The following is a 26,087-nucleotide window of genomic DNA, read 5'->3' as shown; positions in this document are numbered from 1 at the left end:
ATCACCTCTCCTGGAGTCCGTACGACTTCTGCACGACCGAAAGCTCCGCGATCAGCGACGCCTGCTGGGCCGCCGTCACATCCAGCGCGTCCACCGGGAGCACCCGCAGTTCCCGCTCCGCGTCGAGCACCTCGCCGACGAGCCGGTCCAGCTCCTCGCGCGCCCGGTCGCCCGCCCGCAGCGCCGCCTGCGCGCCGACGAGGGAGGCGAGCTGCTCGCCCGCGACCGTGCCCTTGCGGCCGCCGAGCACGGCGACCGCGATCAGTGCCGCCGCGTGCTGCGGGTCGACGCCCTCCGCACTGCCGCGCACCGACTGGTGCGCGAGGCGGTTCACCGTGAACCCCCAGGTGTCGACGGCGTCCTCAATCCGCTCGGCGGCGTCGTCGGCGGCCGCCTCCGGGTCGGCGTCCTCCGTCAGGACGGCGCCCGCACGGTCGCCGCGCCAGGCGTCGAGGGTCCGCTCGTCCGCCGCCGCGACCTCGGTCCGCAGCTGGACCGCCAGGCTCTCGGCGAGGGCGCACAGCAGGGCCGCGGGGCCGCAGTCGGGGTAGCCGCGCCAGCTGGCCAGGGCGTCCCCGGCGAGCAGCGCCCCGGCGCCGACGGCCTCCTGCACGCGCGACTCGGCCTCGTCGTAGGCGTTGTCCACGTGGCGGGTCAGACGTACCGCGGCGGCGTGCTGCGCGGCCGAGGCGCCGGCCAGTTCCGGGAGCCGGTTGCCGAGCGAGCCCAGCACCCCGGTCACGGTGCGCCGTGCCGCCTGGTGCCGCGCGGCCGGGTCCTCGGCGCAGTGCGCGAGCCAGCTGCCGAGCGCCGCCACCGCCGTGTGCGGCAGCAGCCCGCCGGCCCCCGCGGACTCGGGCAGTTCCGGGACGGTGAACCGCGGCACGTCCCCGAGCCCGGCCCGGGTCAGCAGGGCCGCGTAGTGCTGCGAGACGTCCTCGGCGATCTGGTGCGGCACCCGGTCCAGGACGGTGGCCAGGGTGACGTCGTACTCCTTGGCCGTACGCAGCAGGTGCCACGGCACGGCGTCGGCGTAGCGCGACGCGGTGGTCACCAGGATCCAGATGTCGGCCGCGCAGAGCAGTTCGGCGGCGAGCTCGCGGTTGCGGGAGACGAGGGAGTCGATGTCGGGCGCGTCCAGCAGGGCGAGCCCGCGCGGCAGCGTGTCGTCGGTCTCCAGGCGCAGCCACAGCCTGGTCTCCTCCGCCTCGCGCTCCTCGTCGTTCCCGTCCGGCCTCTCCTCCCCGTCGGCGTCGGCCGCGGTCCTGGGTCGCGGTGCCCAGGCCCGGGCCAGGCCCGGCAGCACCCGCGGATCGGCGAACCACGCGCGGTCCTGGGGGTGGCACACCAGCACCGGTGTGCGCGTCGTGGGGCGCAGCACGCCCGCGTCACTCACCCGCCGCCCGATCAGCGAGTTCACGAGCGTGGACTTCCCCGCTCCCGTCGAACCGCCCACCACGGCCAGCAGCGGCGCTTCGGGCGCCTTCAGCCGGGGCACCAGATAGTCGTCGAGCTGCGCCAGCAGCTCTTGACGTGTGCGGCGGGCCCGCTCGGCTCCGGGAAGGGGGAGGGGAAAGCGCGCGTCCGCGACGCGGTCGCGCAGCGCCGACAGCGCGTCGAGGAGTTCGGGCCGTACATCCAAGATCGCCACAGTGGCAGAATGCCCCATTTTGGTGGGTTTTTGAAGCGTATTCCGCCTAGTTCACATCTTTCGGCCCGCAAGAAGACCGGAACGGGACAGAAGGGCCGGAAGAGACACCGGCATAACGAGTGCACAACAGCCGTCGACTGAGGCGCCAAAACTGGTGCGACATTCGCACCTGCCTGCGATTATCAGACCGCTTCACCGAACCTACACAACGTGTCATGAAGGCGAAGCAACCGGCCGCACATCAGCCGCGCCCTATCCTTGTCCCCGGCAAGGTCACGGAACCGTCGACACAAGGGGCGGGTTCGGTCGCGGCCAACGTCCGGCCCCCGTAGCTCAGTGGATAGAGCAGGCGCCTTCTAAGCGCTTGGCCGCAGGTTCGAGTCCTGCCGGGGGCACCCACTGCGCCCCTCCACATGGAGGGGCTTTTTGCTGGTCAGGGCCCCCGTGATCGCGCCCGAGTCGACACTGACCCTCCTTGGAGATCTTGGGAAGGGTACGACGCTGTCCGGCTGTCTCCGGGTTTCTGCGGGTGGCTGCGGACAATGCGCGGACACGTCCTGTGTGGGCGGCACCCTGTTGTTCAGCCAGGCGGCCAGAGAGGCGTGCCGCGGTCTGACAGCCCGCGGCCACCGCCGGGCCAGCGCCGCTGCGCGGACGGCTTCGAACCGCCGACATCTGCCGTGCGCAAGGACAGGGAGCGCCGTTACAGCGACACCGCGTAGATATGCCCGTCCTCGCTGCCCGCGTACGCCACTCCGTCTGCTACGACCGGAGGGTACACGCGCCCCCCAGTCACGAATTTCCACACCTGACGTCCGGTGCGGCCGTCCATGGCGTACAGGTGCTTGTCACCACTGCCCAGGTAGACGACACCGCTGGCCACCACCGGCTGGAGCGTCATGATGTCGTGGTGCGTGAACAGCCATCTCTCCCGGCCGGTACGCGTGTCCAGGGCGCGGAAGGTGCTGTCCTTGTCGCGGTGCTCCTCCGCCGCGGACACGTAGACCATGTCCTTGGTGACGATCGGAGGATTGAGGTCGCTACCCGTGTCGTCATTGATGGTGTACTTCCACTCGTGCCGACCGTTGGAGGCATCGAAAGCGTGAAGCGCGACGGCGTCGTCCGTCTCCTTGCTGAAGGCACAGACCCTGCCGCTACCGCTGCTGCCGGGCTGCCCCACCATCTCGCTTCCGGTGAACTTCCAGCCCACTCGCCCTGTGGCCGCGTCCAGGGCGTGCAGCCCGCGCAAGCTCTGCGTCAACACCCACCTGCCGACGACAAGCAGTGCCGGGTCGGGGAACATGTCGGGCTCAGCCGTCCACTTCGGCTCACCGGTCGCCGCGTCCAAGGCCTGGAGATTCCGCATGCCGGCTACGAAAACCGCGCCGTGGCCGACCGCTACCGCAGGACGGGGCGTGTCGGTCTCGAATGTCCAAAGCCGACGGCCGTCGGCCGCGTCCTTGGCCTCCAGGGTGATGTGCGACCTTCCGCCCGCGATCGTGCTCCTGGTGACGAGATACGCGACGCCGTTCCTGACGATCGGCCGCGGCCAGATACTGGGAGATTCCCAGAGTGGCTCCCCCGTGGCCGCGTCCAGGGCTTTGGTGCTGCCCTGCGAGTCCTCCTCGCTCAGGTACAAGATTCCATCGGCCACGGTCGGGGCCGGGTACGTGTCCGCGCGTGTGGTGACCTTCCATCGCTGTTGACCGGTGCCGGCGTCCACCGCGTACAGGTGGTTGTCCTTGCTGACGGCGTACACCAGCCCCTTGGCCGCGGCCGGCGTCCCGATCACGGCACCGCCGGTCGCGAACCTCCAACGCTCGTGGCCTTGTCCGCTGTCCTCCTTGAACACGGACCAGCCGGCAACAGCCGCGCTCGCCACCGCGGCGCCCGCGAGCCCGAGAATGACCCGCCGCCGGGACATGCCCGAGGGGGCACTTCGGGGCAGCGCTCGCTCGCGCGCGTCCGGGCCAGCGGCGCCGTGGCCGTCCGGTGCACCGCTCACCGACTGGGCGGCCGCGCGGGACTGCACGGTGTGGGCGATCGCCATGGGCAGCCAGCCGATGTCGGTGAACACTTCGGTGGCCTCAGGGCCGCTTCCGTTGAGTTCAGTCAGTTCGCGCAACAGCGACGACACCGAGGGGCGTTCACCGGGTTCTTTCGCCAGGCACCAGGCCAGTACGGGGCGAAGCCGGGACGGCACGGCATCCAGGTCCGGTTCCTCGTACACGGCGCGGTAGCCGACTTGGGGCATCGACCCCGTCCCGAACGGCCCATCGCCGGTCACCGCGAACACCAGCACGGCGCCGAGGGAGAACACGTCGCTCGGTGTGCCCACCGGATCGCCCTTCAGTTGCTCCGGCGACATGAACCCCGGCGTCCCGAAGACCTGACCGTCCTGAGTCAGCACGCTCGATCCGCTGACCGTGGAGATCCCGAAGTCGATCAGCCGTGGCCCGTCCTCGGCAAGGAGCACATTCGACGGCTTGAGGTCGCGATGGATCACACCGGCCGTGTGTATCGATTCCAGCGCCTCCGCAAGACCGGCGGCCATGGGATAGGCCGATGCCTCGGGCAGCGGGCCGTGCTCGGCGAGGGCGTCCCGCAACGAGACGCCCTGCACGTAGGCGGTGGCGAGCCAGGGCGGAGACCCCTCCGGGTCGGCGTCGACCACGGCAGCGGTGAAGGCTCCGCTCACCGCACGGGCCGAGGTCACCTCGCGGGCGAAGCGACGCCTGAATTCCCAGTCCTCGGCCGACTCGGGACGGAGGACCTTCACAGCGACCTGCCGTCCGCCACGGGAGACCCCCAGGTAGACGATCCCCATCCCGCCTGCGCCGAGTCGTGCCACGACCCGGTACGGACCCACCCACTGCGGGTCTGCTGCCGTTAGCGCCAGCATCAACAACCTCCGCGGTGCCACGCCTTTGTGAACGCATCATGATCCCCGACGGCCCGCGACACGTCGTCAGAAACGGGCGGGGCGGCATCGCTTTGTAGCAACTCTGTTGCACAGAAAGGAGTTTCGGAGCACGAGTGGTCGATTTGAGCGCTTTGCGCGGGACGACGCGACGCGACGCGACGCTAGGCTCGTCCGCTCGGCAAGGCGCCGGCCCGGGCGCCCCGCTACCGCCCGGTGCGCTGTGTGAGCGCCGCCAGCTGCCGGTCGTGCACCCGGCTGAGCAGCGGGGAGAGCATGGCCCCGATCAGGGCGCAGAACATGTCTCACTGGCTGTCCCAGACGTCCCCCGCGTGGCGAGGAACGCGTCCGCGGAGTGCCCACCGATCAGTGCGGCCCACCACCCCAGCCGTTCGAAGAACGCGCTGAACGCCAGGCAAGCGCAGACGGTGAGCGGCGCGAGCCACTGGCTGCCGCGCAGCGAAGACGTGCGGATCAGCAGCTCCCGGACCACACGGCGGGCACCCCGGCCACTCACGGTCGACCCGCGCCGCCCCGGAGCCGGACAGTCGGGGCAGCGCGGGTGGCCGACAGCGCCGCCAGATCACACTTGGTCGTCCAGCCCTGTGAGGTCCTGCGCGCCTTCCAGTCGCATTTGGAGGTCCTTGAGCTGTCCGGTGATGCACCGGGCGTAGATGGCCAGGAGGACCGGCACGCTGTTGCCTGCCCATTCGGCGACCTGTGCGGGTGGCACGCCGTTGTTCAGCCAGGTGGTGAGGCAGGTATGCCGCAGGTCATAGACGCGTTTGCCAAGCGGGGACGTCTGCTCGTACTTGGTCAGGACCGCCATGCGGGCTTTGCCCCACGCGCGCCGGAAGACCCACCCCGCCAGCTTGCCGCCGTACTGTCCCTGGAACAGCAGGTCACTGGGCTTCAGCCCCTTGACCGCGATGTGTTCACGCAGGATCGCAGTGAGCGCAGGGTGGCAAGGAACGTTGCGGGTGTCTCCCTGCGCCCGGCCCTTGAGATGTCGTTCGTCGTGGATCTTCCCCGAGTCGGTCCAGTGCCTCCCTACCTCTGGGGTCGCGGTGTGGAAGATCAGTTCTCCCCACTGATCTGCGGCGTCCTCGACCGGCAGGATCGCATCCCCGACATGCATCGCCACCAGCCAGTTCGCGGTTGTTGGCGCCGACCAGCCGCCAGCCGACCGCGGCGACCGGCGCCCCGGCCCGGTCGTGCCGGTCGTGCCGGTCACCGCGGTCGTCACGACCGCAGCGGTCCTGGCCGTCGGGTCCGGCTCCCCTGTCGGGTCTCGCCGTACGCGACGAGCCCTCCGAGGAGGGCCCGGGGTCCTCCGGGCTCCCCGGTCCCGCAGGCGATGAGGCCTGTGGCAGGTACCTGCCACCAACATGAGCCGACATGTACAGAACGCGTGGCCGGACCATGGCGGCCGACCTCCCTCCCCTTCGCGCTGTTGTGCCCCAGGCCGAAAGACGTCCTCAGGCGGCACTGACAGTCGCGGCCCATGAGGGGGCTGCGCTCACGGAAGAGTGAAGGCCGAACGGAGAGAAGATGAACGAAACGTGCAGGTCCACGCGAGGTAATCGGGATCAGGGCATCGGTGACGCTCCGCACCGGAAAGAGGGCGCCAGGCGGGCGGTCCGACACGGAACGCCCCCGCGCAACCGCCCAGGGCGACCGGGACGGTCCGTCAGATGAAGGGACCCACCCGGGGTCACCGCACGTACGTGACGCTTTTCCGCCATTTCGCCGCTACCTGGCGGGTGTCGGGGGTGTATGCGGAACCTTCACGGAATCCGACTCCTGCCCGCACGGCGACGTCCTCGGCGCGAAGCGCTCCCGGGTGCACCGTCGTTCGCCGGGTTGGCGGGCAGACCCGTCCCCTGCCACCACCGGTCCCGGCCGGGCGCCCGCGTGCACTGCGCGCCGTCCCGCCGGACGGACCCCGCGGTCACATGCCGCGGGGTCCGGAAGGCGAAACGGAGTCACCGGTCACCGGAGGGGAAGGCGGAGCGTGCCACGCGCTCACCCTCGGCGGCAGGGCGCGCCAGCGGTCAACTCGCCTTGCGCAGGACCTCGGTGACCTTGCAGTCGATCTCACCGGAGGCCGGGTCGCTCCCCTGCGCGCTCGTCTGCGCCTCGTCCCCCGCGGTCAGGCCGGTCGCGGTCGCGACGGCCTGGGCGATGCGCCGTCCGCCGCCGTCCACGAACTCGATGCGCACCTCGTAGTCGGAGGTCTGCGAGCTGTGATTGGTGAGGGTCACCTCGGCAGTGGGCAACTTGCTGAAGTCGGCGAGGCCGCACGAGGTGACCTTCGCGTCACCCGGGGCCGGCTTCCCGCCGCCGCCCTCGACCGGGGACGCGCTGACCGCGGAGGAGTCACCCCCCGAACCGCCCTTGTCGTCCCCGGTCTTGAGGGCGAAGGCGACGCTGCCCCCCACGACGATGACGATGGCGACGATCCCGAAACCGATAATCTTCCCCGCCCCCGTCTTCTTCGGCGGCCGGCTCCAGTCCGGCTCCTGGGGCGGCGGGTAGTGGCCCGGTGGCGATGCGTGCGACGACTGAGACATGGTGAACCCCCTGAGGCTCGGTTGTGAAGACACCGTGACAGAGCTTCACCATGCGCGCAGAGACAAAAGCTGTCTGTAATGTTGCCGTGACCCATCCGGTATAGATCATTCCTGATAGGTCTGCGCCAAGGGTCCGATCGGGCGGCCCGGAGCACCTCGGGGGTCCGCGGTCCCGCCCGGCCGGGCCCCACCGCCGGTTGGCCGACGAGGCGTTGGGCCTCGCCGGCCACCGGCTCGGTGGGAAGCGGCGGGACGACGGAACGGACGCCGTCGCCGTCCTTCGGCCGGGGAAGGACCCCGGAGAGGCCGGTCAGCCGGTCAGACCGCGGCGCGTCAACAGCGGCTCGATGCGCGGCGCACGGCCCCGGAAGCCCTCGAACGCGGCCATCGGGTCGACGCTGCCCCCGCGGGAGAGCAGCTCGCGGCGGAAGGTGTCGCCGTTCTCGCGCCGCAGGCCGCCGTTCTCCTTGAACCACTCCACGGTGTCCGCGTCGAGCACCTCGCTCCAGATGTACGAGTAGTACCCGGCGCTGTAGCCGTGGGCGAAGATGTGCGCGAAGTAGGTGCTGCGGTAGCGCGGCGGGATCGCGGGCAGCGCGAGCCCGGCCTCCTTCAGGGCGGCGGCCTCGAACTCCTCAGCGTCGCCGGGGTCGTGGCCGGCCGGGATGGTGTGCCAGGCCCAGTCGAGGACGGCGGCCGCCAGGTACTCCACCGTGCGGAAGCCCTGCCCGAACCGCTCCGCGGCCTCCATCCGGGCCACGAGTTCGGCGGGCATGGGCTCGCCGGTCTCGTGGTGGCGGGCGTAGTGGGCCAGCACCTGCGGCCAGGTCACCCACATCTCGTTGACCTGGGAGGGGTACTCGACGAAGTCGCGCGGGACGGCCGTGCCGGAGAAGAAGGGGTGCCGGACGTCGGAGAACAGGCCGTGCAGGGCGTGGCCGAACTCGTGGAAGAGGGTGTTGACCTCGTCGTAGGTGAGCAGCGCGGGCTCGCCGGCGGCGGGCTTGGCGACGTTGAGGTTGTTGACCACGACGGGCTTGCGGCCGTAGAGCGCGGACTGGTCGACCAGGCTGTTCATCCAGGCGCCGCCGCGCTTGGAGGCGCGGGCGAAGTAGTCGCCCAGGTAGAGGCCGAGGGGCGAGCCGTCGGCGTTGAAGACCTCGAAGACCCGGACGTCGGGGTGGTAGCCGGCGAGGTCGGCGCGCTCGGTGAAGCTCAGACCGTAGACCTGGCCGGCGGCGAAGAAGACGCCGTCCTTGAGGACCCGGTCCAGCTCGAAGTAGGGGCGCATGGCGGCGGTGTCGATGTCGTACTCCGCCTTGCGGACCTTCTCCGACCAGTACGTCCAGTCCCAGGCGGAGAAGTCCTCCAGCCCGGAGGCGGCGGTCAGGGCGGCGGCCTCGCGCTCGGCGTTGGCGACGGCGGGCGGGACCAGACGGGCGAGCAGCGAGGTCACGGCCTCGGGGGTGCCGGCGGTCTGGTCGGCGACGACGTACGCGGCGTGGTTCTCGTAGCCGAGCAGGGCGGCGCGCTCGGCGCGCAGCCGGGCGATGCGGGCGGTGAGTTCGCGGTTGGAGGTCAGGCCGCGGCCGAGCGAGGCCTCCAGCAGACGGCGGCGCAGGGCACGGTCGTCGAGCGAGGCCAGTTCGGACTGGTTGGAGAAGTTCTTCAGGCTGAGGACGTACCGGCCGTCGTGGCCGAGGGCCGTGGCGTTGGCGGCCGCGGCGGCGACGGCGTCGGCGGAGAGCCCGGCCAGTTCGTCGGCGCCGTCGAGGACGAGGGCGGCGGCCTTGGTGTCGGCGAACAGGTTCTGCTCGAAGGCGGTGGAGGCTTCCGCGATCTCCGCGTTGAGCGCCCTCAGGCGCTCGCGGCCCTCCTCGGTGAGTTCGGCGCCCGCGCGGACGAAACGGGTGTGGTAGCGCTCCAGCAGCCGCAGCGCCTCGGCGTCCAGGCCGAGTTCCCGGCGGCTCTCGTACAGCGCCTTGACGCGGCCGTAGAGGACGGGGTCGAGGTGGATGGCGTCGGCGTGGGCGGCGAGGGCGGGGTTGATCCTCGCCTCGATCTCCTGGATGCCAGGACCGGTGTCGGCGCTCGCGCGGTTGAAGAAGACCTTCGACACGCGGTCCAGCAGGTCTCCGGAGCGCTCCAGGGCGACGATCGTGTTCTCGAAGCCCGGTGGTTCGGGGTTCGCAGCGACGGCCTCGGTCTCGGCGAGCTGCTCGGCCATCCCCTGCTCGAAGGCGGGGAGGTAGTGCTCCTCGCGGATGTCGGCGAAGGGCGGCAGCTCGTACGGGAGGGTGCTCGGGCTGAGGAAGGGATTCGTCGAGGTCACGCCACCGACCTTACGCCCGGTGCCTGCCGCCCGGACGTGGCCTTCCCTAGGATGCCCGGATGGCAGCTACGCGTACGGACGGCCGGGTGGAGCGCGGCAACCAGACCCGCCGGCTGGTGCTGGACCGCACCATGGCGATCGCCTCGGTCGAGGGTCTGGAAGGTCTGTCGCTGGGCCGGCTGGCGACCGAACTCGGGCTCAGCAAGAGCGGGGTGTTCGCCCTGTTCGGGTCGAAGGAGGAGCTGCAGCTCGCCACCGTGCGGGCGGCCCGCGAGGTGTACATCCGGCAGGTGGTGGAGCCGTCGCGGGAGCTGCCGGCGGGGCTGGCCCGGGTGTGGCGGCTGTGCGAGTCGTGGCTGGACTACTCGCGGCGGCGGGTGTTCCCGGGCGGCTGCTTCCTGCTGGCGGTGTCGGCGGAGTACGACGCGCGCAGCGGGCCGGTGCACGACGTAGTCGCCCAGGCCCGGCTGGAGTGGACGACCTACGTCGAGATCACCCTCGAGAAGGCCCGGCGGACGGGACAGCTGTGCGCCGACGCCGACATCCCGTTGCTGGCCTTCGAGCTGATCGCGCTGCTGGACACCGGCAACCTGCAGTCGGTGCTCTTCGACGACGTCGCGGCCTACACCCGGGCGGGCACCGCCATCCTCAACCGTCTGAGGGCGGTGGCCGACGCGGACGCGGCCGAGGGGGAAGTCCCCCCGCTGCCTGCCCGGTTCGAGGGCTGAGGGGCGCGGCTTCCCGCACCCGGACGGTTCCTCCGACAATCGGGGAGGCCGGTCATGCATCCGCCACGTTTGTCACCGTTACGCGGGCTTCGCGTCACAGATGATCAACAGCCCCTTCCGCCCTTGATCGCATGTCGTTGTCCCGGCGAGGCCGGCCACCCCCCGAGGCCGGCGCATGGGAGGTGCGTGGGAGATGACGGACCGGACCCTCTGGTCGTACGCCGAGATCGCCGCTCACATCCGGGTGCAGGTCGACACCGTGCGCTCGTACCGCAAGCACGGGCACTTGCCGCCCCCCGACATCGTGGAGGGCGGCAAGCCGTTCTGGTACGCGGACACCATCCGCCTGTGGAGCTCCCGGCGCCCCGGGAACCGCGGACGCCAGGAGTTCGGCTGACGTCGGCCCGGCCGCCGCTCAGCCCGAGCGGGCCGGCTCCGGCTCCGGGTCCGGTACGGGCTCCTCCCGTACAGGGGCCCGGCCGGGGCCCTCGCCCTCGCTCAGCCCGAACCGGTCGTGCAGCGCCCTCAGCGGCCGCGGCGCCCACCAGGTGGCCCGTCCGCTCAGCCGCATCACGGCGGGCACGAGCAGGGTGCGCACCACCATCGCGTCCATGAGGACGGCGAGTGCGATCCCGAGGCCCAGCATCTTGGTGTTGGCGATCCGCGAGGTGCCGATGGCCACCATCACCACCGCCAGGATGACCGCGGCCGCCGTGATGAGCCCGCCGGTGCGGCGCACCCCGAAGACGACCGCCGCACGGTGGTCACCGGTCCGGTCGTGCTCCTCCTTGATGCGCGACAGGAGGAAGACGCCGTAGTCCATCGAGAGTCCGAAGGCGACGCAGAACATCAGCACCGGCAGTGTGGTCTCGATGCTGCCCGTCGCGGTGAAGTCGAGCAGACCGGACAGGTGACCGTCCTGGAACACCCACACCACCGCCCCGAACATGGCGGTGAGGCTCAGCGCGTTGAGCAGCACGGCCTGCAGCGGGATGACCGCGCTGCCGGTGAGGAGGAAGACCAGCACCCAGGTCACCGCGGCGATCAGGGCGGCCGCCCACGGCAGGCGGTCGGCTATGACGTCCTTGGTGTCGACCAGCTGGGCCGCGGTGCCGGTGGCGGAGACCTTGAAGGGGGCGTCGACCGCCCGGATCCTGCCGACGAGGTCCTGGCTCGCCTCGTCCACCGACTCCGCCTCGGGCAGCACGGTGAGGTACGCCGCGCCGTCGGTGGCCCTGGCCGCCTCGGCCGGGCCGGGCTCGGCGGTCCGCCGGCCCTGCGCGTACTGGCCGGCCGGGCCGTCGACGACCACCACTCCGGGCAACGCGGAGAGCCTGCCGCTGTAGTCGCCGAGCTGGGCCTCGGTGGGACGGCCCTCGGCGAGCACGGTGATCTCTCCGCCGGGGTTGCCGGGGAACCCGTCGCGTATGTGCTGCTGCACGACGTGCGCCTCGGCCGTCGCGGGCAGCTGGCGGTCGTCGGCGGTGCCGAACTGCACCTGCAGGAAGGGCAGCCCGAGCAGGACCAGCCCGGCGACAGTGCCGATCGCGAACAGCGGGGCACGGCGCATCACCAGGCGGGCGAGCCGCGCGTAGCCCGCGCCCGGCTCCCGTCCGGCCTTCCCGCTCCGCCGGCGCGACAGGAGACGGCGCAGGTCGAGGGAGTTGACCCGGTGGCCGAGCACCACCAGCGCGGCGGGCAGGATCACCAGCGCGGCGGCGGCCGCCAGCAGCACCACGGCGATGCCCGCGTACGCGAACGAGCGCAGGAAGTACTGCGGGAACAGGAACATCGCGGAGAGCGCGGCGGCCACGGTGAGGGCCGAGAAGAGCACCGTGCGCCCGGCCGTGCGCAGCGTGGCGCCCACGGCGGTCAGCGGGTCGGCCCCGGTGTCCAGCTCCTCCCGGAAGCGCCGCACGATGAACAGGGCGTAGTCGATGGCGAGTCCGAGACCGAGGGCCGTCGTGAGGTTCTGCGCGAAGATCGAGACGTCCGTGAACGTCGTGATGCCCCGCAGCACGGCGTTGGTGCCCAGGATCGCCACGACGCCGACGCCCAGCGGCAGTACCGCCGCGACGGCGCTGCCGAACACCATGATGAGCAGCAGGAGGGTGATCGGCAGCGCGATGAGCTCGGCGCGGGCCAGGTCCTCCTGGATCGTGGTCTGCAGGTCGTGCCGGAACGCGGCCATGCCGCCGACCTTGACCTCCACCGCGCCGTGCCGTCCCCGGTATTCGGGGGCGATGCGCTCGACGGCCGCGGCGACGGCGTCGTCGTCGCCGCCGATCCGCGCGACGATCATGGCCTCGCGGCCGTCCTCGGCGCGCAGCGCGGAGGCCCGGGTCGTCCAGTACGAGGTGACGCCGGCGATGTCCTCGTCCGCCGCGAGCCGGCGACCGAGCTCCCGTCCCTCGGCCGCCACCTCCGGGGAGTCCACACCGGCGCCACGGCCGTCGACGAGGAGGATCAGATTGGGCTGCGAGTCCGGGAAGTACCTCTCCAGCGCGTCCGCCGCGTAGGCCGACTCCGAGCCGGGGGCTTCCCATCCGCCGCTGCGCAGCCGGTCCGCGACGCCGCTGCCCGCGACCACGGCGAGGGCGGTGAACAGCAGCGCCAGCAGCAGGGTGAGGCGAGGACGGGCGGTCATCGCCCGGGTCCAGCCCCCCGGCGGGCGCTCACGGTTGACATCCGACATGACAGAGGTGTCCCCTCCCCTGAGGAACCGCCGTAAAATGGCGAACACGAGCGATCACTCGCGTTTCTTCAGAATGTGAGCGACCACTCGCGTTTGTCAAACATGATTGGGGATTACACGTGCCTGAGGAGCAGAAGCCTCGACGCCGGCAGGCCCGCGGCGAACGGCGCGTGGCGCAGCTGCTGGAGGCCGCGGCCGACGTGTTCTGCAAGGTGGGCTACACCGCGGCCACCACGAACGCGATCGCCCGCGAGGCGGGCGTGTCCCCTGGCACGCTGTACCAGTTCTTCCCGAACAAGGAGGCCATCGCCATCGAGCTGGGCGCCATCCTCAACCAGCGGATGCGCGAGGGGCACGGGGAGCTGTTCACCCCCGAGAACGCCTCGCTGCCGCTGCGCGAGATGCTCGAGGTCATCGTCGCCCCCATGATCGAGTTCAACTGCCAGAACCCCGCCTTCCTCGCCCTGGTCCACGACAGCGACATCCCCGGCACGGTCGTCATGGAGCACGACACCCTGCACACCTCCCTGCTGGAGCGCGTGGAGACCCTGCTCGGCCTGCGCGCGCCCACCCTTTCGGCCGCCGAGCGGGCGCGGGTGGCCGCGATGGCCTTCGGCCTGTTCAAGGCGGGCCTGGCCCTGGTCCTGGCGCACGAGGGCGCCGAGCGGGACGCGTACATCGGCGAGGTCAAGGCCGCGCTGTACGGCTACCTCGCCCCGCACGTCGGCACCGGTGCCGTCGCCATCACGGAAGCCGTCGGCACCCCCGCCGCGACCCCCTGAGACCGGGACCGGCACGGCCCCGCTCCCCCGGCGGCGCGCCTCAGCCCCGCAGCGCCCGGTCCGCCGGCTTCCCCTGCGGGGCGTCCCCCTCCGGCTCTTCCGTCCCGGGGGACGCGGCGCCGCCCGAGGCCACCACGCGTCCGGGGGACGTCGCACCCGCCGGGGCCGAACGGCGCCCGGAGAGCATCTGCGCCACGCTGCCGATTCCGGCCACGGCCAGGGAGACCCCGAGGCCCAGCGCGACGGCGTACAGCGAGTTGGACATGGCGAGGCCGCCGAAGTAACCCAGGCCCACCGAGTACGTCGCCCAGACCGCCTCCGCCACGCCCGCGCCGATCAGGTAACGGCGGGCCGGGTAGCGCACGATGCCCGCCGAGAGGCCGCCGACGACCCGCCCGCTGGGCAGGAACCGGACGCCGATGACGAACGGGATCCCGTGCCGCTGTATCCGGACGCTGGCCCACTCCAGCAGCGCACGGCGCCGCGGCCGCCGGTAGAGCCGGGTCAGGACCCGGCCGCTGACGGCGCGGCCGGTGCGGTGGATCAGCAGGTCGCCCAGGAGGGCGCTGCCGGCGACGACCAGCAGGACCAGGGCGATGTCCAGCCGTCCCTGGGCGGCCAGCACGCCCCCGGTGACCAGGAGCGCCGCGTTGGGCACCAGCGGCGGCGCGGTGGTGGCAGCGAGCACCGCGTACGCCCAGATGACGTGGCCGTCCCGCAGGTACCCCTCGAGGCCCGCGGTGAAGTCCAGGGCCGACACGATCCGTGCAACGTCCATCCGGCCGCCCCTCTTCCCGCCCCGGCCCGTCCCCCGTCTCCCGTCCCAGGCCTCAACGCTGGCAGGGCCGCGATGGAGGGGGCAAGGCGATTTCGCCGGGATCGGGGCATTCCCAGGGTTTTCCCGGGGGCGCCTCATCCTCAGGTACGGGGCCGCAGCGACCGGCTGTGGCGCGGGGAGTACGCCCGGCGTACTCCCCGCGGGACGCACGTGCGCCAGCTCAGCGGCCGAGCAGTTCGCCGCCGTTGCACTGCAGGATCTCCCCGGTGATGAAACCCGCCTCGGGGGAGGCGAGGAAGACCACCGCGGAGGCGACGTCCTCGGGCGTCCCGACCCGGCCGACCAGGGTCCGGCCGGCCCTGCGGGTCAGCTCGGCGGCGTCCAGCCGGGCGCCGAAGAACTCGGTGCCCGCCACGGTGCCCGGGGCGACGATGTTGCAGGTCACGCCGCGCGGGCCGAGCTGGGCCGCCAGGGAGTGGTTCCAGGCGTGCAGGGCGGCCTTGGAGGCCCCGTAGGAGCCCCCGCCGCGCAGCGCGGCCACCGAGGTGACGGTGATGACCCGGCCGCCCTCGGGGAGCCGGTCACGTACGGATTCGGTCACCAGGACGGCGGTGAGGACGTTGCGTTCGAAGTCGCCGCGCCAGCGGGCCAGCACCCCGTGCGGGCCCGCCCCGATCGCGAGTTCCCGGCTGCCCGCATTGTTGACCAGGACGTCGATGCGCCGGGGCAGCCGGTCGAGGGTCGCCTCCACGTCGTCGGGGTCGGCGAGGTCGCAGACGACCGGGGTGACGTCGTAACCGTGCTGGGAGCGCAGCTCGTCGGCGGTGGCGCGCAGCACCTCGCGGCGCCGGCCGACGATGGTCACATGGTCGCCGGCCTCGGCGAAGAGGGTGGCCACCGACCGGCCGATTCCCGTTCCCCCGCCGGTCACCACGACGTGCCGGCCCACACTTGCGTTCTGCGACATCACGCTCCGCTCCTCGAGGAGGAACAGCACGTTACGGGACGGGGGCTTCGCGACCGGCACGGGGGTCTGCCATGATGCGGATGGCGTAGGAGATGCGTAGCCGAGACCGAGATCACACTGGCTGGAACGTAACCTTTTGGTTTACGAGGGGGTCTAACCCGGCGAAGACACCGGGCTCCCGGCGGACTCGGTGAGATGATGAGCGGGTTGTCTTTGGGGGACAGCCCGGTCGCCATGCCGGGGCGAACTGCCCGGAGAGCTTTGAGCGGCCCTCCCGGGTGCTTGGTCCCGGCTGGGCGAGCGCACCCAAAGAACGCCCGGTACGGACCCGTGGGGGGATCCGCTCCGGGAAACAGGAGCGCCCCGTGCCGAACCCGTGGGGGGATTCGGCGCGGGGCGTTTCTCTGTGTGCGGGGCGCTCGCGTCAGCGGGCCTCGACCGGGACGTAGTCCCGCTCGACGATGCCCGTGTAGACCTGGCGCGGACGGCCGATCCGGGAACCCGGCTCGGTGATCATCTCGTGCCACTGGGCGATCCAGCCGGGGAGCCGGCCGAGCGCGAAGAGCACCGTGAACATCGTGGTCGGGAAGCCCATGGCCCGGTAGATCAGGCCGGTGTAGAAGTCGACGTTCGGGTACAGGTTGCGCGAGACGAAGTAGTCGTCGCTGAGGGCGTGCTCCTCGAGCTTCAGCGCGATGTCCAGCAGCTCGTCGGACTTGCCGAGGGCGGAGAGCACGTCGTGGGCGGCGGCCTTGATGATCTTCGCCCGGGGGTCGAAGCTCTTGTAGACCCGGTGGCCGAAGCCCATCAGGCGGACGCCGTCCTCCTTGTTCTTCACCTTGCGGATGAAGGCGTCCACGTCGCCGCCGTCGGCCTGGATGGCCTCCAGCATCTCCAGCACGCTCTGGTTGGCGCCGCCGTGCAGCGGGCCCCACAGGGCGTTGATGCCCGCGGAGATCGACGCGAACAGGTTGGCCTGCGAGGAGCCGACCAGGCGGACGGTGGAGGTGGAGCAGTTCTGCTCGTGGTCCGCGTGGAGGATGAGGAGCTTGTCCAGGGCGTCGACGACGACCGGGTTGAGCTCGTACTCCTCGGCGGGCACGGCGAAGGTCATCCGCAGGAAGTTCTCGACGTAGCCGAGGTCGTTGCGCGGGTAGACGAAGGGGTGGCCGACCGACTTCTTGAAGGCGTACGCGGCGATCGTCGGCAGCTTGGCGATGAGCCGGATCGTCGAGAGGTAGCGCTGCTTCTCGTCGAACGGGTTGTGGCTGTCCTGGTAGAAGGTCGACAGCGCGCTGACCACGGAGGACAGCATCGCCATCGGGTGGGCGTCCCGCGGGAAGCCCTGGAAGAACCGTTTGACGTCCTCGTGGAGGAGCGTGTGCTGCGTGATGTCGCCGCGGAAGGCGGCGAGCTCGTCGACGGTGGGGAGCTCACCGTTGATGAGAAGGTACGCGGTCTCCAGGAAGGTGCCGCGCTCGGCGATCTGCTCGATGGGGTAGCCGCGGTAGCGGAGGATTCCCTGCTCGCCGTCGAGGTAGGTGATCGCGGACTTGTAGGCCGCGGTGTTGCCGTAGCCGCTGTCCAGGGTGACCAGGCCGGTGTTGGCGCGCAGCTTGCCGATGTCGAAGCCGTTGTCCCCAACGGTGCCCTCGATCACCGGGTAGCTGTACTCGCTGTCCCCGTACCGCAGTACTACAGAGTTGTCGCTCACGTCATTCCCTCACCGACGTCGTGCCTCTTCTTCGAGGTTGGTAGGTGCCCTGACTACCCCTACTGTCCCCCATTTGGCGTGGCCACGTGCACTCGGGGTCGGTCGGGGAGCCGAATGATGGCACCCAGTGCCTATTTTGCCGCCCGCGCCAGCCGGTGGTCGAGTGCCGTGAAGCGTCTGCCTGCGGAGACGGTGCGCACCGCCTGGCCGATCGCCTTGCGCGAACCCACGAGCACGACCAATCGCTTTGCCCGGGTAACGGCGGTATACAGCAGGTTCCGCTGGAGCATCATCCACGCCCCGGTGGTGACAGGGATCACCACGGCGGGATACTCGCTGCCCTGTGACCGGTGGATCGTCACCGCGTAGGCGTGCGCCAGCTCGTCCAGCTCGTCGAAGTCGTAAGGAATCTCCTCGTCCTCGTCGGTCAGTACGGTGAGCCGCTGCTCCACGGCGTCCAGGGAGGTGACGACCCCCACCGTTCCATTGAAGACTCCGTTGGCGCCTTTTTCATAGTTGTTCCTGATCTGCGTCACCTTGTCGCCCACACGGAAGGTGCGGCCACCGAAGCGCCGCTCCGGCAGGTCGGGGCGGGCCGGGGTGACGGCCTGCTGCAGCAGGCCGTTCAGCACGCCGGCGCCCGCGGGGCCGCGGTGCATGGGGGCGAGCACCTGGACGTCACGGCGCGGGTCGAGGCCGAACCGGCGCGGGATGCGGCGGGCCGCCACGTCCACCGTGAGCCGGGCAGTCTCCTCGCCGTCCTCCTCCACGAAGAGGAAGAAGTCGTCCAGCCCCTGGGTGACCGGGTGCGCTCCGGAGTTGATCCGGTGCGCGTTGGTCACCACGCCGGACTCCTGGGCCTGCCGGAAGATGCGGGTCAGCCGGACCGACGGGACCGGGCCGCCCTCGGCCAGCAGATCGCGCAGCACCTCGCCGGCACCGACGCTGGGCAGCTGGTCGACGTCACCGACGAAGAGCAGGTGGGCCCCCGGAGGCACGGCCTTGACCAGCTTGTTCGCCAGCAGCAGGTCGAGCATCGAGGCCTCGTCGACGACGACCAGGTCGGCGTCCAGGGGCCGCTCCCGGTCGTACGCGGCGTCTCCGCCCGGCTTGAGCTCCAGCAGCCGGTGGACCGTCGAGGCCTCGGCCCCGGTGAGCTCGGCCAGCCGCTTGGCCGCCCTGCCGGTGGGCGCGGCCAGTACGACCTTGGCCTTCTTCGCCCGCGCCAGGGCAACCACGGACTTGACGGTGAAGGACTTGCCGCAGCCCGGGCCGCCGGTCAGCACGGCGACCTTCTCGGTGAGCGCCAGCCGCACCGCCAGCTGCTGCTCGGGGGCGAGGTCCGCGCCCGTCCGCTCGGCGAGCCAGGTCAGCGCCTTGTCCCAGTCCACGTCACGGAAGCCGGGCATCCGGTCCTCCGTGCCGCGCAGCAGCCGCAGCAGCGAGCCGGCCAGGGAGATCTCCGCCCGGTGGAAGGGCACCAGGTAGACCGCGCGCACGGGGTCGCCACCGCCGTCGGGGGCGGGCACGGGCTCGATGACCACGCCCTCCTCGCCGGCCAGCTCCGCGAGGCAGTCGATGACCAGACCGGTGTCCACCTGGAGCAGCTTCACGGCGTCCGACAGCAGTTGCTCCTCGGGCAGGAAGCAGTTGCCGCTGTCGGTCGCCTGCGACAGGGCGTACTGGAGACCGGCCTTGACGCGCTCGGGGCTGTCGTGCGGGATGCCGACGGCCCGCGCGATGCGGTCGGCGGTGAGGAAGCCGATGCCCCAGACGTCGGCCGCCAGCCGGTAGGGCTGGTTCTTCACCACGGAGATCGAGGAGTCCCCGTACTCCTTGTAGATCCGCACCGCGATCGAGGTGGACACACCGACGCCCTGGAGGAAGACCATGACCTCCTTGATCGCCTTCTGCTCCTCCCAGGCGGCGCCGATCAGCTTGGTGCGCTTGGGGCCCAGGCCCGGGACCTCCACCAGCCGCGCGGGCTCCCGCTCGATGACCTCCAGGGTGTCGGTGCCGAAGTGCTCGACGATCCGCTCGGCGATCCGCGGGCCGATGCCCTTGATCAGCCCGGAGCCGAGGTAGCGCCGTATGCCCTGGATCGTGGCCGGGAGGACGGTGGTGTAGTTCTCCACGGTGAACTGCTTGCCGTACTGCGGATGGGAGCCCCAACGGCCCTCCATGCGCAGCGACTCGCCCGGCTGGACGCCGAGCAGCGAGCCGACCACGGTCAGCAGATCGCCGGCACCGCGGCCGGTGTCGACCCGGGCGACCGTGTACCCGTTCTCCTCGTTGGCGTACGCGATCCGTTCGAGGACGCCCTCGACGACGGCCAGTCTCAACTCCCCCACGGCGCGGGCCACCTCCCCGGATCTGCGATGTGATCCGACGGTACCGCCCGGCCCCGACAGGCCGCCGAGGGCTGTGGACAACTCCGCCCGACGGGGTCCCGGAATGTAACGATCCGGTTTCGTGCTCTTGCCCTGGAGCATGTAATCGATTCCAATCCTCTTTGTAATCGATTCCACGAGGAGGTGGGACGGGTGGCGAGCATCAAGGACGTGGCATCACGCGCGGGTGTCTCCGTCGCGACGGTCTCCCGCGTGCTCAACGACCACCCGGCGGTCCGCCCGGGCACCCGCAGCCGGGTGCTGGAGGCCGTGGCCGAGCTCGGCTACCGGCCCAACGCGGTGGCGCGCTCGCTGCGCACCGACCAGACCCGGACCCTCGGCCTGGTCATCAGCGACGTGCTGAACCCCTTCTTCACCGAGCTCGCCCGCTCGGTGGAGGACGAGGCCAGGGCACTGGGCTACAGCGTGATCATCGGCAACGCCGACGAGCGGCCGGAGCAGCAGGACCACCACATCCGCACGCTGCTGGACCGCCGCATCGACGGGCTGCTGGTCAGCCCCACCGACGGCGGTTCCCCGCTGATCCTGGACGCGGTGCTCTCCGGCACCCCGATGGTCTTCGTCGACCGCTGGATCCCCGGCGTCGGCAACGACGTCCCGGTGATCCGCACCGACGGCTGCGACGCGGTGCGCGACCTGGTGGCCCACCTCCACGGCCTGGGCCACCGCCGGCTGGCGATCATCGCGGGCCCCGCCGCGACCACCACGGGCCGCGAGCGGGTGCGGGCCTTCCGTGAGGCGCTTGCCGCCTTCGGTCTGGAGCTGCCCGACGAGTACATAGGCCAGGGCGACTTCCAGGCGGACAGCGGCCGCAGGGCCACCGCCCGCTTCCTGGACCTGCCGGTCCCGCCCGACGTGGTCTTCGCCGCGGACAACCTGATGGCGCTCGGCGCCATGGACGAGATCCGCGCCCGCGGCCTGCGCGTGCCCGACGACATCGCGCTCGCCGCCTTCGACGACATCCCGTGGTTCCTCCACACCGATCCGCCGATCACCGCCATCGCCCAGCCCACCGGCGAGCTCGGCCGGGCGGCCGTGCGCTCGCTGATCGACCGGGTGGAGGGCAGGCCGGCGCCGTCGGTCACCGTGTCCGCCCGTCTCGTTGTCCGCCGCTCCTGCGGCGCGTCCGAAGGGAGTTCCCGTTGAGCACGAGCAGCCCCGAGCTCCTCCGCATGGAGGGCGTCCGTAAGGTCTTCCCCGGTGTGGTGGCCCTCGACGGCGTCGACTTCGACCTGCGCGGAGGCGAGGTGCACGTCCTGCTCGGCGAGAACGGCGCGGGCAAGAGCACCCTGATCAAGATGCTCTCCGGCGCCAACCGCCCCGACGGGGGCCGGATCCTCGTCGACGGCGCGGAGGTGCGCATCCATGGTGCGCAGGACGCCGAGAAGCTGGGCATCGCGACCATCTACCAGGAGTTCAACCTCGTCCCGGCGCTGAGCGTCGCCGAGAACATCTTCCTGGGCCGCCAGCCGCGCCGACTCGGCCTGGTGAACCGCAAGCAGATGAACGCGGACGCCGCCGCCCTGCTGGCCCGGGTCGGCGTCGACGTCGACCCGCGCACCCCGGTCTCCGAACTGGGCATCGCCCGCCTGCAGATGGTGGAGATCGCCAAGGCGCTCAGCCTGGAGACGCGCGTCCTGATCATGGACGAGCCGACCGCGGTGCTCACCAGCGAGGAGGTCGACAAGCTCTTCCGGATCGTGCGCAAGCTGCGCGAGGACGGCGTCGGCATCGTCTTCATCACCCACCACCTGGAGGAGATCGCCGCGCTCGGCGACCGCGTGACCGTCCTGCGCGACGGCCGCAGCGTCTCCCAGGTGCCCGCGAGCACCCCCGAGGACGAGCTGGTCCGGCTGATGGTGGGCCGCAGTATCGAGCAGCAGTACCCGCGCGAGCGCGCCGAAGCGGGCGCGCCCCTGCTGCGGGTCGAGGGCCTCACCCGGGGCGGCGTCTTCCACGACGTGAGCTTCGAGGTGCGGGCCGGCGAGGTCGTCGGCCTGGCCGGGCTCGTCGGCGCCGGGCGCACCGAGGTCGTCCGCGCGGTCTTCGGTGCCGACCCGTACGACTCCGGGACGGTCGAGGTGCTGGGCAAGCGGCTGCGCCGCCACGACGTCAACGCCGCCATGGACGCGGGCATCGGCCTGGTGCCGGAGGACCGCAAGGGCCAGGGCCTGGTGCTGGACGCCACCATCCAGGAGAACCTGGGTCTGGTCACGCTCGGCCGGTCCACCCGCGCCGGGTTCGTCGACCGGGCCGGGCAGCGCAAGGCGGCCGACCGGATCTCGGGGCAGCTCAAGGTCCGCATGGCCGGGCTCCACCAGCACGTGCGCACCCTGTCGGGCGGCAACCAGCAGAAGATCGTCATCGGCAAATGGCTGCTGGCCGACACCAAGGTGCTCATCCTCGACGAGCCGACCCGGGGCATCGACGTCGGCGCCAAGGTCGAGATCTACCAACTCGTCAACCAGCTCACGGCCTCCGGCCACGCGGTGCTGATGATCTCCAGCGACCTCCCCGAGGTGCTGGGCATGAGCGACCGCGTCCTGGTGATGTCCCAGGGCCGGATCGCCGGTGAACTCCCCGCGCACGAGGCCACCCAGGACTCCGTCATGGCCCTGGCCGTCGGCACAGCGCCCGCCGAGGGCGGCAACACAACAGCAACGAAGGATGTGGAGGGCTCCCGTGGCCACTGACACGATCAAAAGCAGTACGGACACGGGCGGCGTCGCCGCGGCGCGCCGTGTGCTCCTCAACAACGGCGCGCTCAGCGCCCTGGTGGTCCTGCTGGTGGCACTGTCGTTCCTGTCGGGCGACTTCCTGTCCACGCAGAACCTGCTCAACGTCGGCGTCCAGGCGGCCGTCGTCGCCATCCTCGCCTTCGGCTCCACCTTCGTGATCGTGGCGGCCGGCATCGACCTGTCGGTGGGCTCGGTCGCGGCGCTCTCCGCGACGGTGCTGGCCTGGAGCGCGAGTTCGGCGGGCCTGCCGGTGTGGCTGGCGGTCGTGCTGTCCGTCGCCACGGGTGTGGCCAGCGGTCTGCTGAGCGGCCTGCTGATCTCCTTCGGCAAGCTGCCGCCGTTCATCGCGACCCTCGCCATGCTGTCGATCGGCCGCGGCCTCACCCTGGTCATCTCCCAGGGCAGCCCCATCGCCTTCCCCGACTCCGTCTCCCACCTGGGCGACACCATCGGCGGCTGGCTGCCCGTCCCGGTCCTGGTGATGATCGTCGCGGGCGCCGCCACGGCGATCATCCTCGGCCGCACCTACATAGGCCGCGCCATGTACGCGATCGGCGGCAACGAGGAGGCGGCCCGCCTCTCCGGCATCCGCGTCAAGCGCCAGAAGATCATCATCTACGCGCTGTCCGGCCTCTTCGCGGCGGTCGCGGGCATCGTGCTCGCCTCCCGTCTCGCCTCGGCGCAGCCGCAGGCCGCCTACGGCTACGAGCTGGACGCCATCGCGGCGGTCGTCATCGGCGGCGCCAGCCTCTCCGGCGGCGTCGGCAAGGCGTCCGGCACCCTGATCGGCGCGCTGATCCTCGCCGTCCTCCGCAACGGCCTCAACCTGCTGTCGGTCTCCGCCTTCTGGCAGCAGGTCGTCATCGGCGCGGTCATCGCGCTGGCCGTCCTGCTCGACACCCTGCGCCGCCGCGCCTGACCCTGCCGCGCGCACCACAGACCCCCCTCCTCTTCTCCGCACCGCACCAGCAAGGAACCACCATGCGCACCAAGCTCATCTCCGCCACCACCGTCGCCGTCGCCGCCCTGGCGCTCACCGCGACCGCCTGCAACTCCGGCTCCGGCTCGTCCTCCGACGTGAAGGTGGGCCTGTCGGTCTCCACCCTCAACAACCCGTTCTTCGTGCAGCTGAAGGAGGGCGCGCAGGCCGAGGCGAAGAAGGAGGGCGTCGACCTGACCGTCACCGACGCGCAGAACGACGCGTCGCAGCAGGCCAACCAGCTGCAGAACTTCACCAGCCAGAACGTGAAGTCGATCATCGTCAACCCGGTGGACTCCGACGCGGCCGGTCCCTCGGTGAAGGCCGCCAACAAGGCCGGCATCCCCGTCGTCGCGGCCGACCGCGGCGTCAACAAGGCCGAGCTCGCCACCACCGTCGCCTCCGACAACGTCGAGGGCGGCCGGCTCGCCGCCAAGACCCTGGCCGATTCGCTGGGCGGCAAGGGCACCGTCGTGGTCCTCCAGGGCACCGCCGGCACCTCCGCGGCCAACGAGCGCGGCCAGGGCTTCAACGAGGGCATCAAGGCCTACCCGGGCATCAAGGTCGTGGCCCAGCAGGCCGCCGACTTCGACCGCACCAAGGGCCTGGACGTCATGACCAACCTGCTGCAGGCCCACTCCGACGTCACCGGCGTCTTCGCCCAGAACGACGAGATGGCCCTCGGCGCGATCAAGGCGCTCGGCGACAAGGCCGGCAAGTCGGTCAAGGTCGTCGGCTTCGACGGCACCCCCGACGGCCTCACCGCGGTCAAGGCCGGCACCCTGACCGCCTCCGTGGCACAGCAGCCGAAGGAGCTCGGCAAGCTGGCCGTGCAGAACGCGGTGAAGGCCGCCAAGGGCGAGAAGCTCGGCAGCCTGGTGAAGGTTCCGGTCAAGGTCGTCACCGAGAAGAACGTCGCCGACTTCTCCTCCTGACAGACCGCACCGGTACGGCAGGACCCCCGAAGGGAACACGCAGATGCACGGCTACGACCTGCTGGTCGTAGGGTCGGCCAACGCCGACCTGGTGATCCATGTCGACCGCCGCCCGGCGGCCGGCGAGACGGTCCTCGGCTCGGACCTCGCCACCCACCCCGGTGGCAAGGGGGCCAACCAGGCCGTCGCCGCGGCCCGCCTGGGCGCGCGCACGGCGCTCCTCGCGCGGGTCGGCGACGACGCCCACGGGCGGCTGCTCACCGGCTCGCTGAGATCGGCCGGCGTCGACACCACCGGCGTCCTCGGCGGCGACACCCCCACGGGGGTCGCGCTGATCACCGTGGACCCCTCGGGTGACAACAGCATCGTGGTGTCGCCGGGCGCCAACGCCCGGCTCACCGCGGCGGACGTGACCGGGGCGCGCGAGCTGCTGGCCGCCGCCCGGGTGATCTCGCTGCAACTGGAGATCCCCCTGGAGTCCGTGGCCGCCGCGGTGGCGACGGCCACGGAGGCCGGGACGCGGGTCGTACTGAACCCCTCGCCGCCCGCGGCACTGCCCCGGGAGGTGCTCGCCGGCTGCGACCCGCTCGTGGTCAACGAGCACGAGGCCCGCGTCCTGCTGGGCGCGGACGCCGGGGACACCCCTGAGGCGTGGGCGGCGGGGCTGCTCGCCCTCGGCCCGCGCTCGGTGGTCGTCACGCTCGGTGGAGCGGGCGCGCTCGCCGCGACGCCCGACGGCACCGTGCGCATACCGAGCCCGCGAGTGGTGGCCGTCGACACCACCGGCGCCGGCGACTCCTTCACGGGGGCGCTGGCCTGGCGGCTCGGCGCGGGCGACGACCTGGTGACCGCCGTGCGGTTCGCGGTGCGGGTGGGCGCCGCCGCCGTCACGAAGCCGGGTGCGCAGGAATCCTTCCCCACCCTCGAAGAAGTGGGTCAGCTGTGAAGAAGTCCGGAATCCTCAACCGCCATCTCGCGGGCGCCCTCGCCGTGCTGGGCCACACCGACCTGGTCGTGGTCTGCGACGCGGGGCTCCCGATCCCTCCCGGGCCGATCGTCGTCGACCTCGCCTTCCGGGCCGGCACGCCGTCCTTCTCCGAGGTCCTCGACGGCCTGCTGGAGGAGCTCGTGGTGGAGGGGGCGATCGCGGCCAAGGAGGTCCGCGAGCACAATCCCGAGGTGACCGCCCAGCTCGACGGTGCCTTCCCGGACCTGGAACTGGTGCCGCACGAGGAGTTCAAGGCCCGCACCCGGCAGGCCCGCCTGGTCGTCCGCACCGGCGAGTCCCGGCCGTACGCCAACGTCATCCTGCGCTGCGGCGTGCCCTTCTAGCGCGTACATCCGTCCGGCTGCGGTCGGCGGGCCGGGCGGGCGATTCGCGCGTAGCGTCCCGACCATGAGCGACCGACCGCTGAAGGACGAGGTGCTGGAGGAGCTGGGGGACGACCGGCTCCGGGAGATCACCGAGCTGCTCGGGACCGACGCCGGACAGGCGCAGCGGGTCGTGGGGAGCGCGGTGGCCTCGATCACGGGGGTGCTGACCGACGACGCGGTGACGCCCGGCGGCACCGCGGAGCTGTGCCAGGCCATGGAGCAGGCCGCGAACGAGCCCGAGCCGCTGCCCGCGGCCGCCGTCGGCTTCGCCGGGGTGCAGGGCGGTACGGGACCGGAACCGGGCCGTGGGGTGCTGGCGGCCGTCCTGGCCAAGGTGGCCGCCCCGGCGGCGCGGGCGGTGGCCAAGCGGACCGGCCTCCCGGTCGAGGCGGTCACGGCGGCGCTGGAGACGCTGATCCCCGTGATGGCGTCCGTGCTGGCCCGGCGGGCCCGCGAGAAACGCTGAACCGCGGCGGAGCGGCGGACCGGGCGAGCGGCGGCAAGTGGTCG

General features: G+C 71.5%; 18 protein-coding genes, 1 tRNA gene and 3 pseudogenes. 11 read left to right on the top strand and 11 right to left on the bottom strand.

Annotated features, from left to right (window positions below; genetic code table 11):
- Position 1: 1 nt before the first annotated feature.
- Positions 2 to 1,669, bottom strand: a complete 1,668-nt coding sequence (locus PV341_RS05870; RefSeq protein ID WP_500322841.1) for a dynamin family protein — start codon at positions 1,667 to 1,669, stop codon at positions 2 to 4.
- A 304-nt stretch (positions 1,670 to 1,973) separates the two neighbouring features.
- Between PV341_RS05870 and PV341_RS05865 the strand changes: the two genes are divergently transcribed.
- A tRNA-Arg gene (locus PV341_RS05865) sits at positions 1,974 to 2,046 on the top strand.
- Between the two features lie 308 nt (positions 2,047 to 2,354).
- On the opposite strand, the gene PV341_RS05860 is transcribed toward PV341_RS05865, so the two are convergent.
- The 5 genes and pseudogenes from PV341_RS05860 to PV341_RS05840 all read right to left on the bottom strand — a co-directional run bounded on the left by PV341_RS05860 (position 2,355) and on the right by PV341_RS05840 (position 9,476).
- Positions 2,355 to 4,553 (bottom strand): outer membrane protein assembly factor BamB family protein, encoded by a 2,199-nt coding sequence (locus tag PV341_RS05860; RefSeq protein WP_500356923.1) that lies wholly within the window; start codon positions 4,551 to 4,553, stop codon positions 2,355 to 2,357.
- Positions 4,554 to 4,777: 224 nt separating this feature from the next.
- Positions 4,778 to 5,064 (bottom strand): annotated as a pseudogene (locus tag PV341_RS05855) (DUF2238 domain-containing protein); the annotation flags it as partial.
- 90 nt (positions 5,065 to 5,154) lie between these two features.
- Positions 5,155 to 5,817: a site-specific integrase gene (locus PV341_RS05850; protein ID WP_500356921.1), complete on the bottom strand. Its 663-nt coding sequence runs from the start codon at positions 5,815 to 5,817 to the stop codon at positions 5,155 to 5,157.
- An 808-nt stretch (positions 5,818 to 6,625) separates the two neighbouring features.
- Positions 6,626 to 7,144, bottom strand: a complete 519-nt coding sequence (locus PV341_RS05845; RefSeq protein WP_500322837.1) for an FxLYD domain-containing protein — start codon at positions 7,142 to 7,144, stop codon at positions 6,626 to 6,628.
- A 310-nt stretch (positions 7,145 to 7,454) separates the two neighbouring features.
- Positions 7,455 to 9,476 (bottom strand): M3 family metallopeptidase, encoded by a 2,022-nt coding sequence (locus PV341_RS05840; RefSeq protein WP_500322836.1) that lies wholly within the window; start codon positions 9,474 to 9,476, stop codon positions 7,455 to 7,457.
- Between the two features lie 59 nt (positions 9,477 to 9,535).
- Between PV341_RS05840 and PV341_RS05835 the strand changes: the two genes are divergently transcribed.
- Together PV341_RS05835 and PV341_RS05830 are read left to right on the top strand one after the other, a co-directional pair.
- Positions 9,536 to 10,204, top strand: a complete 669-nt coding sequence (locus PV341_RS05835; RefSeq protein WP_500322834.1) for a TetR/AcrR family transcriptional regulator — start codon at positions 9,536 to 9,538, stop codon at positions 10,202 to 10,204.
- Between the two features lie 193 nt (positions 10,205 to 10,397).
- Positions 10,398 to 10,601: a MarR family transcriptional regulator gene (locus PV341_RS05830; RefSeq protein WP_499511963.1), complete on the top strand. Its 204-nt coding sequence runs from the start codon at positions 10,398 to 10,400 to the stop codon at positions 10,599 to 10,601.
- 18 nt (positions 10,602 to 10,619) lie between these two features.
- On the opposite strand, the gene PV341_RS05825 is transcribed toward PV341_RS05830, so the two are convergent.
- Entirely contained in the window at positions 10,620 to 12,899 is a 2,280-nt protein-coding gene (locus PV341_RS05825; protein ID WP_500322833.1) for an MMPL family transporter, read from the bottom strand.
- A 119-nt stretch (positions 12,900 to 13,018) separates the two neighbouring features.
- Between PV341_RS05825 and PV341_RS05820 the strand changes: the two genes are divergently transcribed.
- On the top strand, positions 13,019 to 13,681 hold the full coding sequence (locus tag PV341_RS05820) for a TetR/AcrR family transcriptional regulator (protein WP_500356920.1): 663 nt from the start codon (positions 13,019 to 13,021) through the stop codon (positions 13,679 to 13,681).
- Positions 13,682 to 13,721: 40 nt separating this feature from the next.
- Here the strand turns inward: PV341_RS05820 and PV341_RS05815 are convergent, their stop codons facing one another.
- The 4 genes from PV341_RS05815 to recD2 form a co-directional block, all read right to left on the bottom strand.
- Entirely contained in the window at positions 13,722 to 14,459 is a 738-nt protein-coding gene (locus PV341_RS05815; RefSeq protein ID WP_500322830.1) for a DedA family protein, read from the bottom strand.
- A 220-nt stretch (positions 14,460 to 14,679) separates the two neighbouring features.
- Positions 14,680 to 15,426, bottom strand: coding sequence for an SDR family NAD(P)-dependent oxidoreductase (locus PV341_RS05810; protein WP_500322829.1), 747 nt, complete (start codon positions 15,424 to 15,426; stop codon positions 14,680 to 14,682).
- Between the two features lie 424 nt (positions 15,427 to 15,850).
- Entirely contained in the window at positions 15,851 to 17,140 is a 1,290-nt protein-coding gene (locus PV341_RS05805) for a citrate synthase (RefSeq protein WP_500322828.1), read from the bottom strand.
- 131 nt (positions 17,141 to 17,271) lie between these two features.
- On the bottom strand, positions 17,272 to 19,632 hold the full coding sequence (gene recD2, locus PV341_RS05800) for an SF1B family DNA helicase RecD2 (RefSeq protein ID WP_500356917.1): 2,361 nt from the start codon (positions 19,630 to 19,632) through the stop codon (positions 17,272 to 17,274).
- Between the two features lie 51 nt (positions 19,633 to 19,683).
- On the opposite strand from recD2, the gene PV341_RS05795 reads away from it, so the two are divergent.
- From PV341_RS05795 to PV341_RS05765, 7 genes and pseudogenes are all read left to right on the top strand, one after another.
- Positions 19,684 to 20,697 carry a LacI family DNA-binding transcriptional regulator gene (locus tag PV341_RS05795; RefSeq protein WP_500322826.1) on the top strand — a complete coding sequence of 338 codons (1,014 nt, stop codon included), beginning with the start codon at positions 19,684 to 19,686 and terminating at the stop codon, positions 20,695 to 20,697.
- A gap of 26 nt (positions 20,698 to 20,723) precedes the next feature.
- Entirely contained in the window at positions 20,724 to 22,244 is a 1,521-nt protein-coding gene (locus PV341_RS05790) for a sugar ABC transporter ATP-binding protein (RefSeq protein WP_499516839.1), read from the top strand.
- Positions 22,234 to 23,205, top strand: a pseudogene (locus PV341_RS05785) (ABC transporter permease); the annotation flags it as partial. The gene PV341_RS05790 and the pseudogene PV341_RS05785, both read left to right, overlap by 11 nt.
- A gap of 134 nt (positions 23,206 to 23,339) precedes the next feature.
- Positions 23,340 to 24,203: pseudogene (locus PV341_RS05780) on the top strand (D-ribose ABC transporter substrate-binding protein); the annotation flags it as partial.
- Positions 24,204 to 24,246: 43 nt separating this feature from the next.
- Positions 24,247 to 25,149 (top strand): ribokinase, encoded by a 903-nt coding sequence (rbsK, locus tag PV341_RS05775; protein WP_500356916.1) that lies wholly within the window; start codon positions 24,247 to 24,249, stop codon positions 25,147 to 25,149.
- Positions 25,146 to 25,535, top strand: a complete 390-nt coding sequence (gene rbsD / locus PV341_RS05770) for a D-ribose pyranase (RefSeq protein WP_499511972.1) — start codon at positions 25,146 to 25,148, stop codon at positions 25,533 to 25,535. Before rbsK ends, rbsD begins: the two co-directional genes overlap by 4 nt.
- A gap of 64 nt (positions 25,536 to 25,599) precedes the next feature.
- On the top strand, positions 25,600 to 26,043 hold the full coding sequence (locus PV341_RS05765; RefSeq protein ID WP_499511973.1) for a DUF937 domain-containing protein: 444 nt from the start codon (positions 25,600 to 25,602) through the stop codon (positions 26,041 to 26,043).
- The last annotated feature ends 44 nt before the right edge of the window (positions 26,044 to 26,087 follow it).

Source organism: Streptomyces sp. PA03-1a (assembly GCF_033792805.1).
In the GTDB taxonomy this organism is placed as follows: domain Bacteria; phylum Actinomycetota; class Actinomycetes; order Streptomycetales; family Streptomycetaceae; genus Actinacidiphila.
This window is presented reverse-complemented; position numbering and strand designations above follow the sequence as displayed.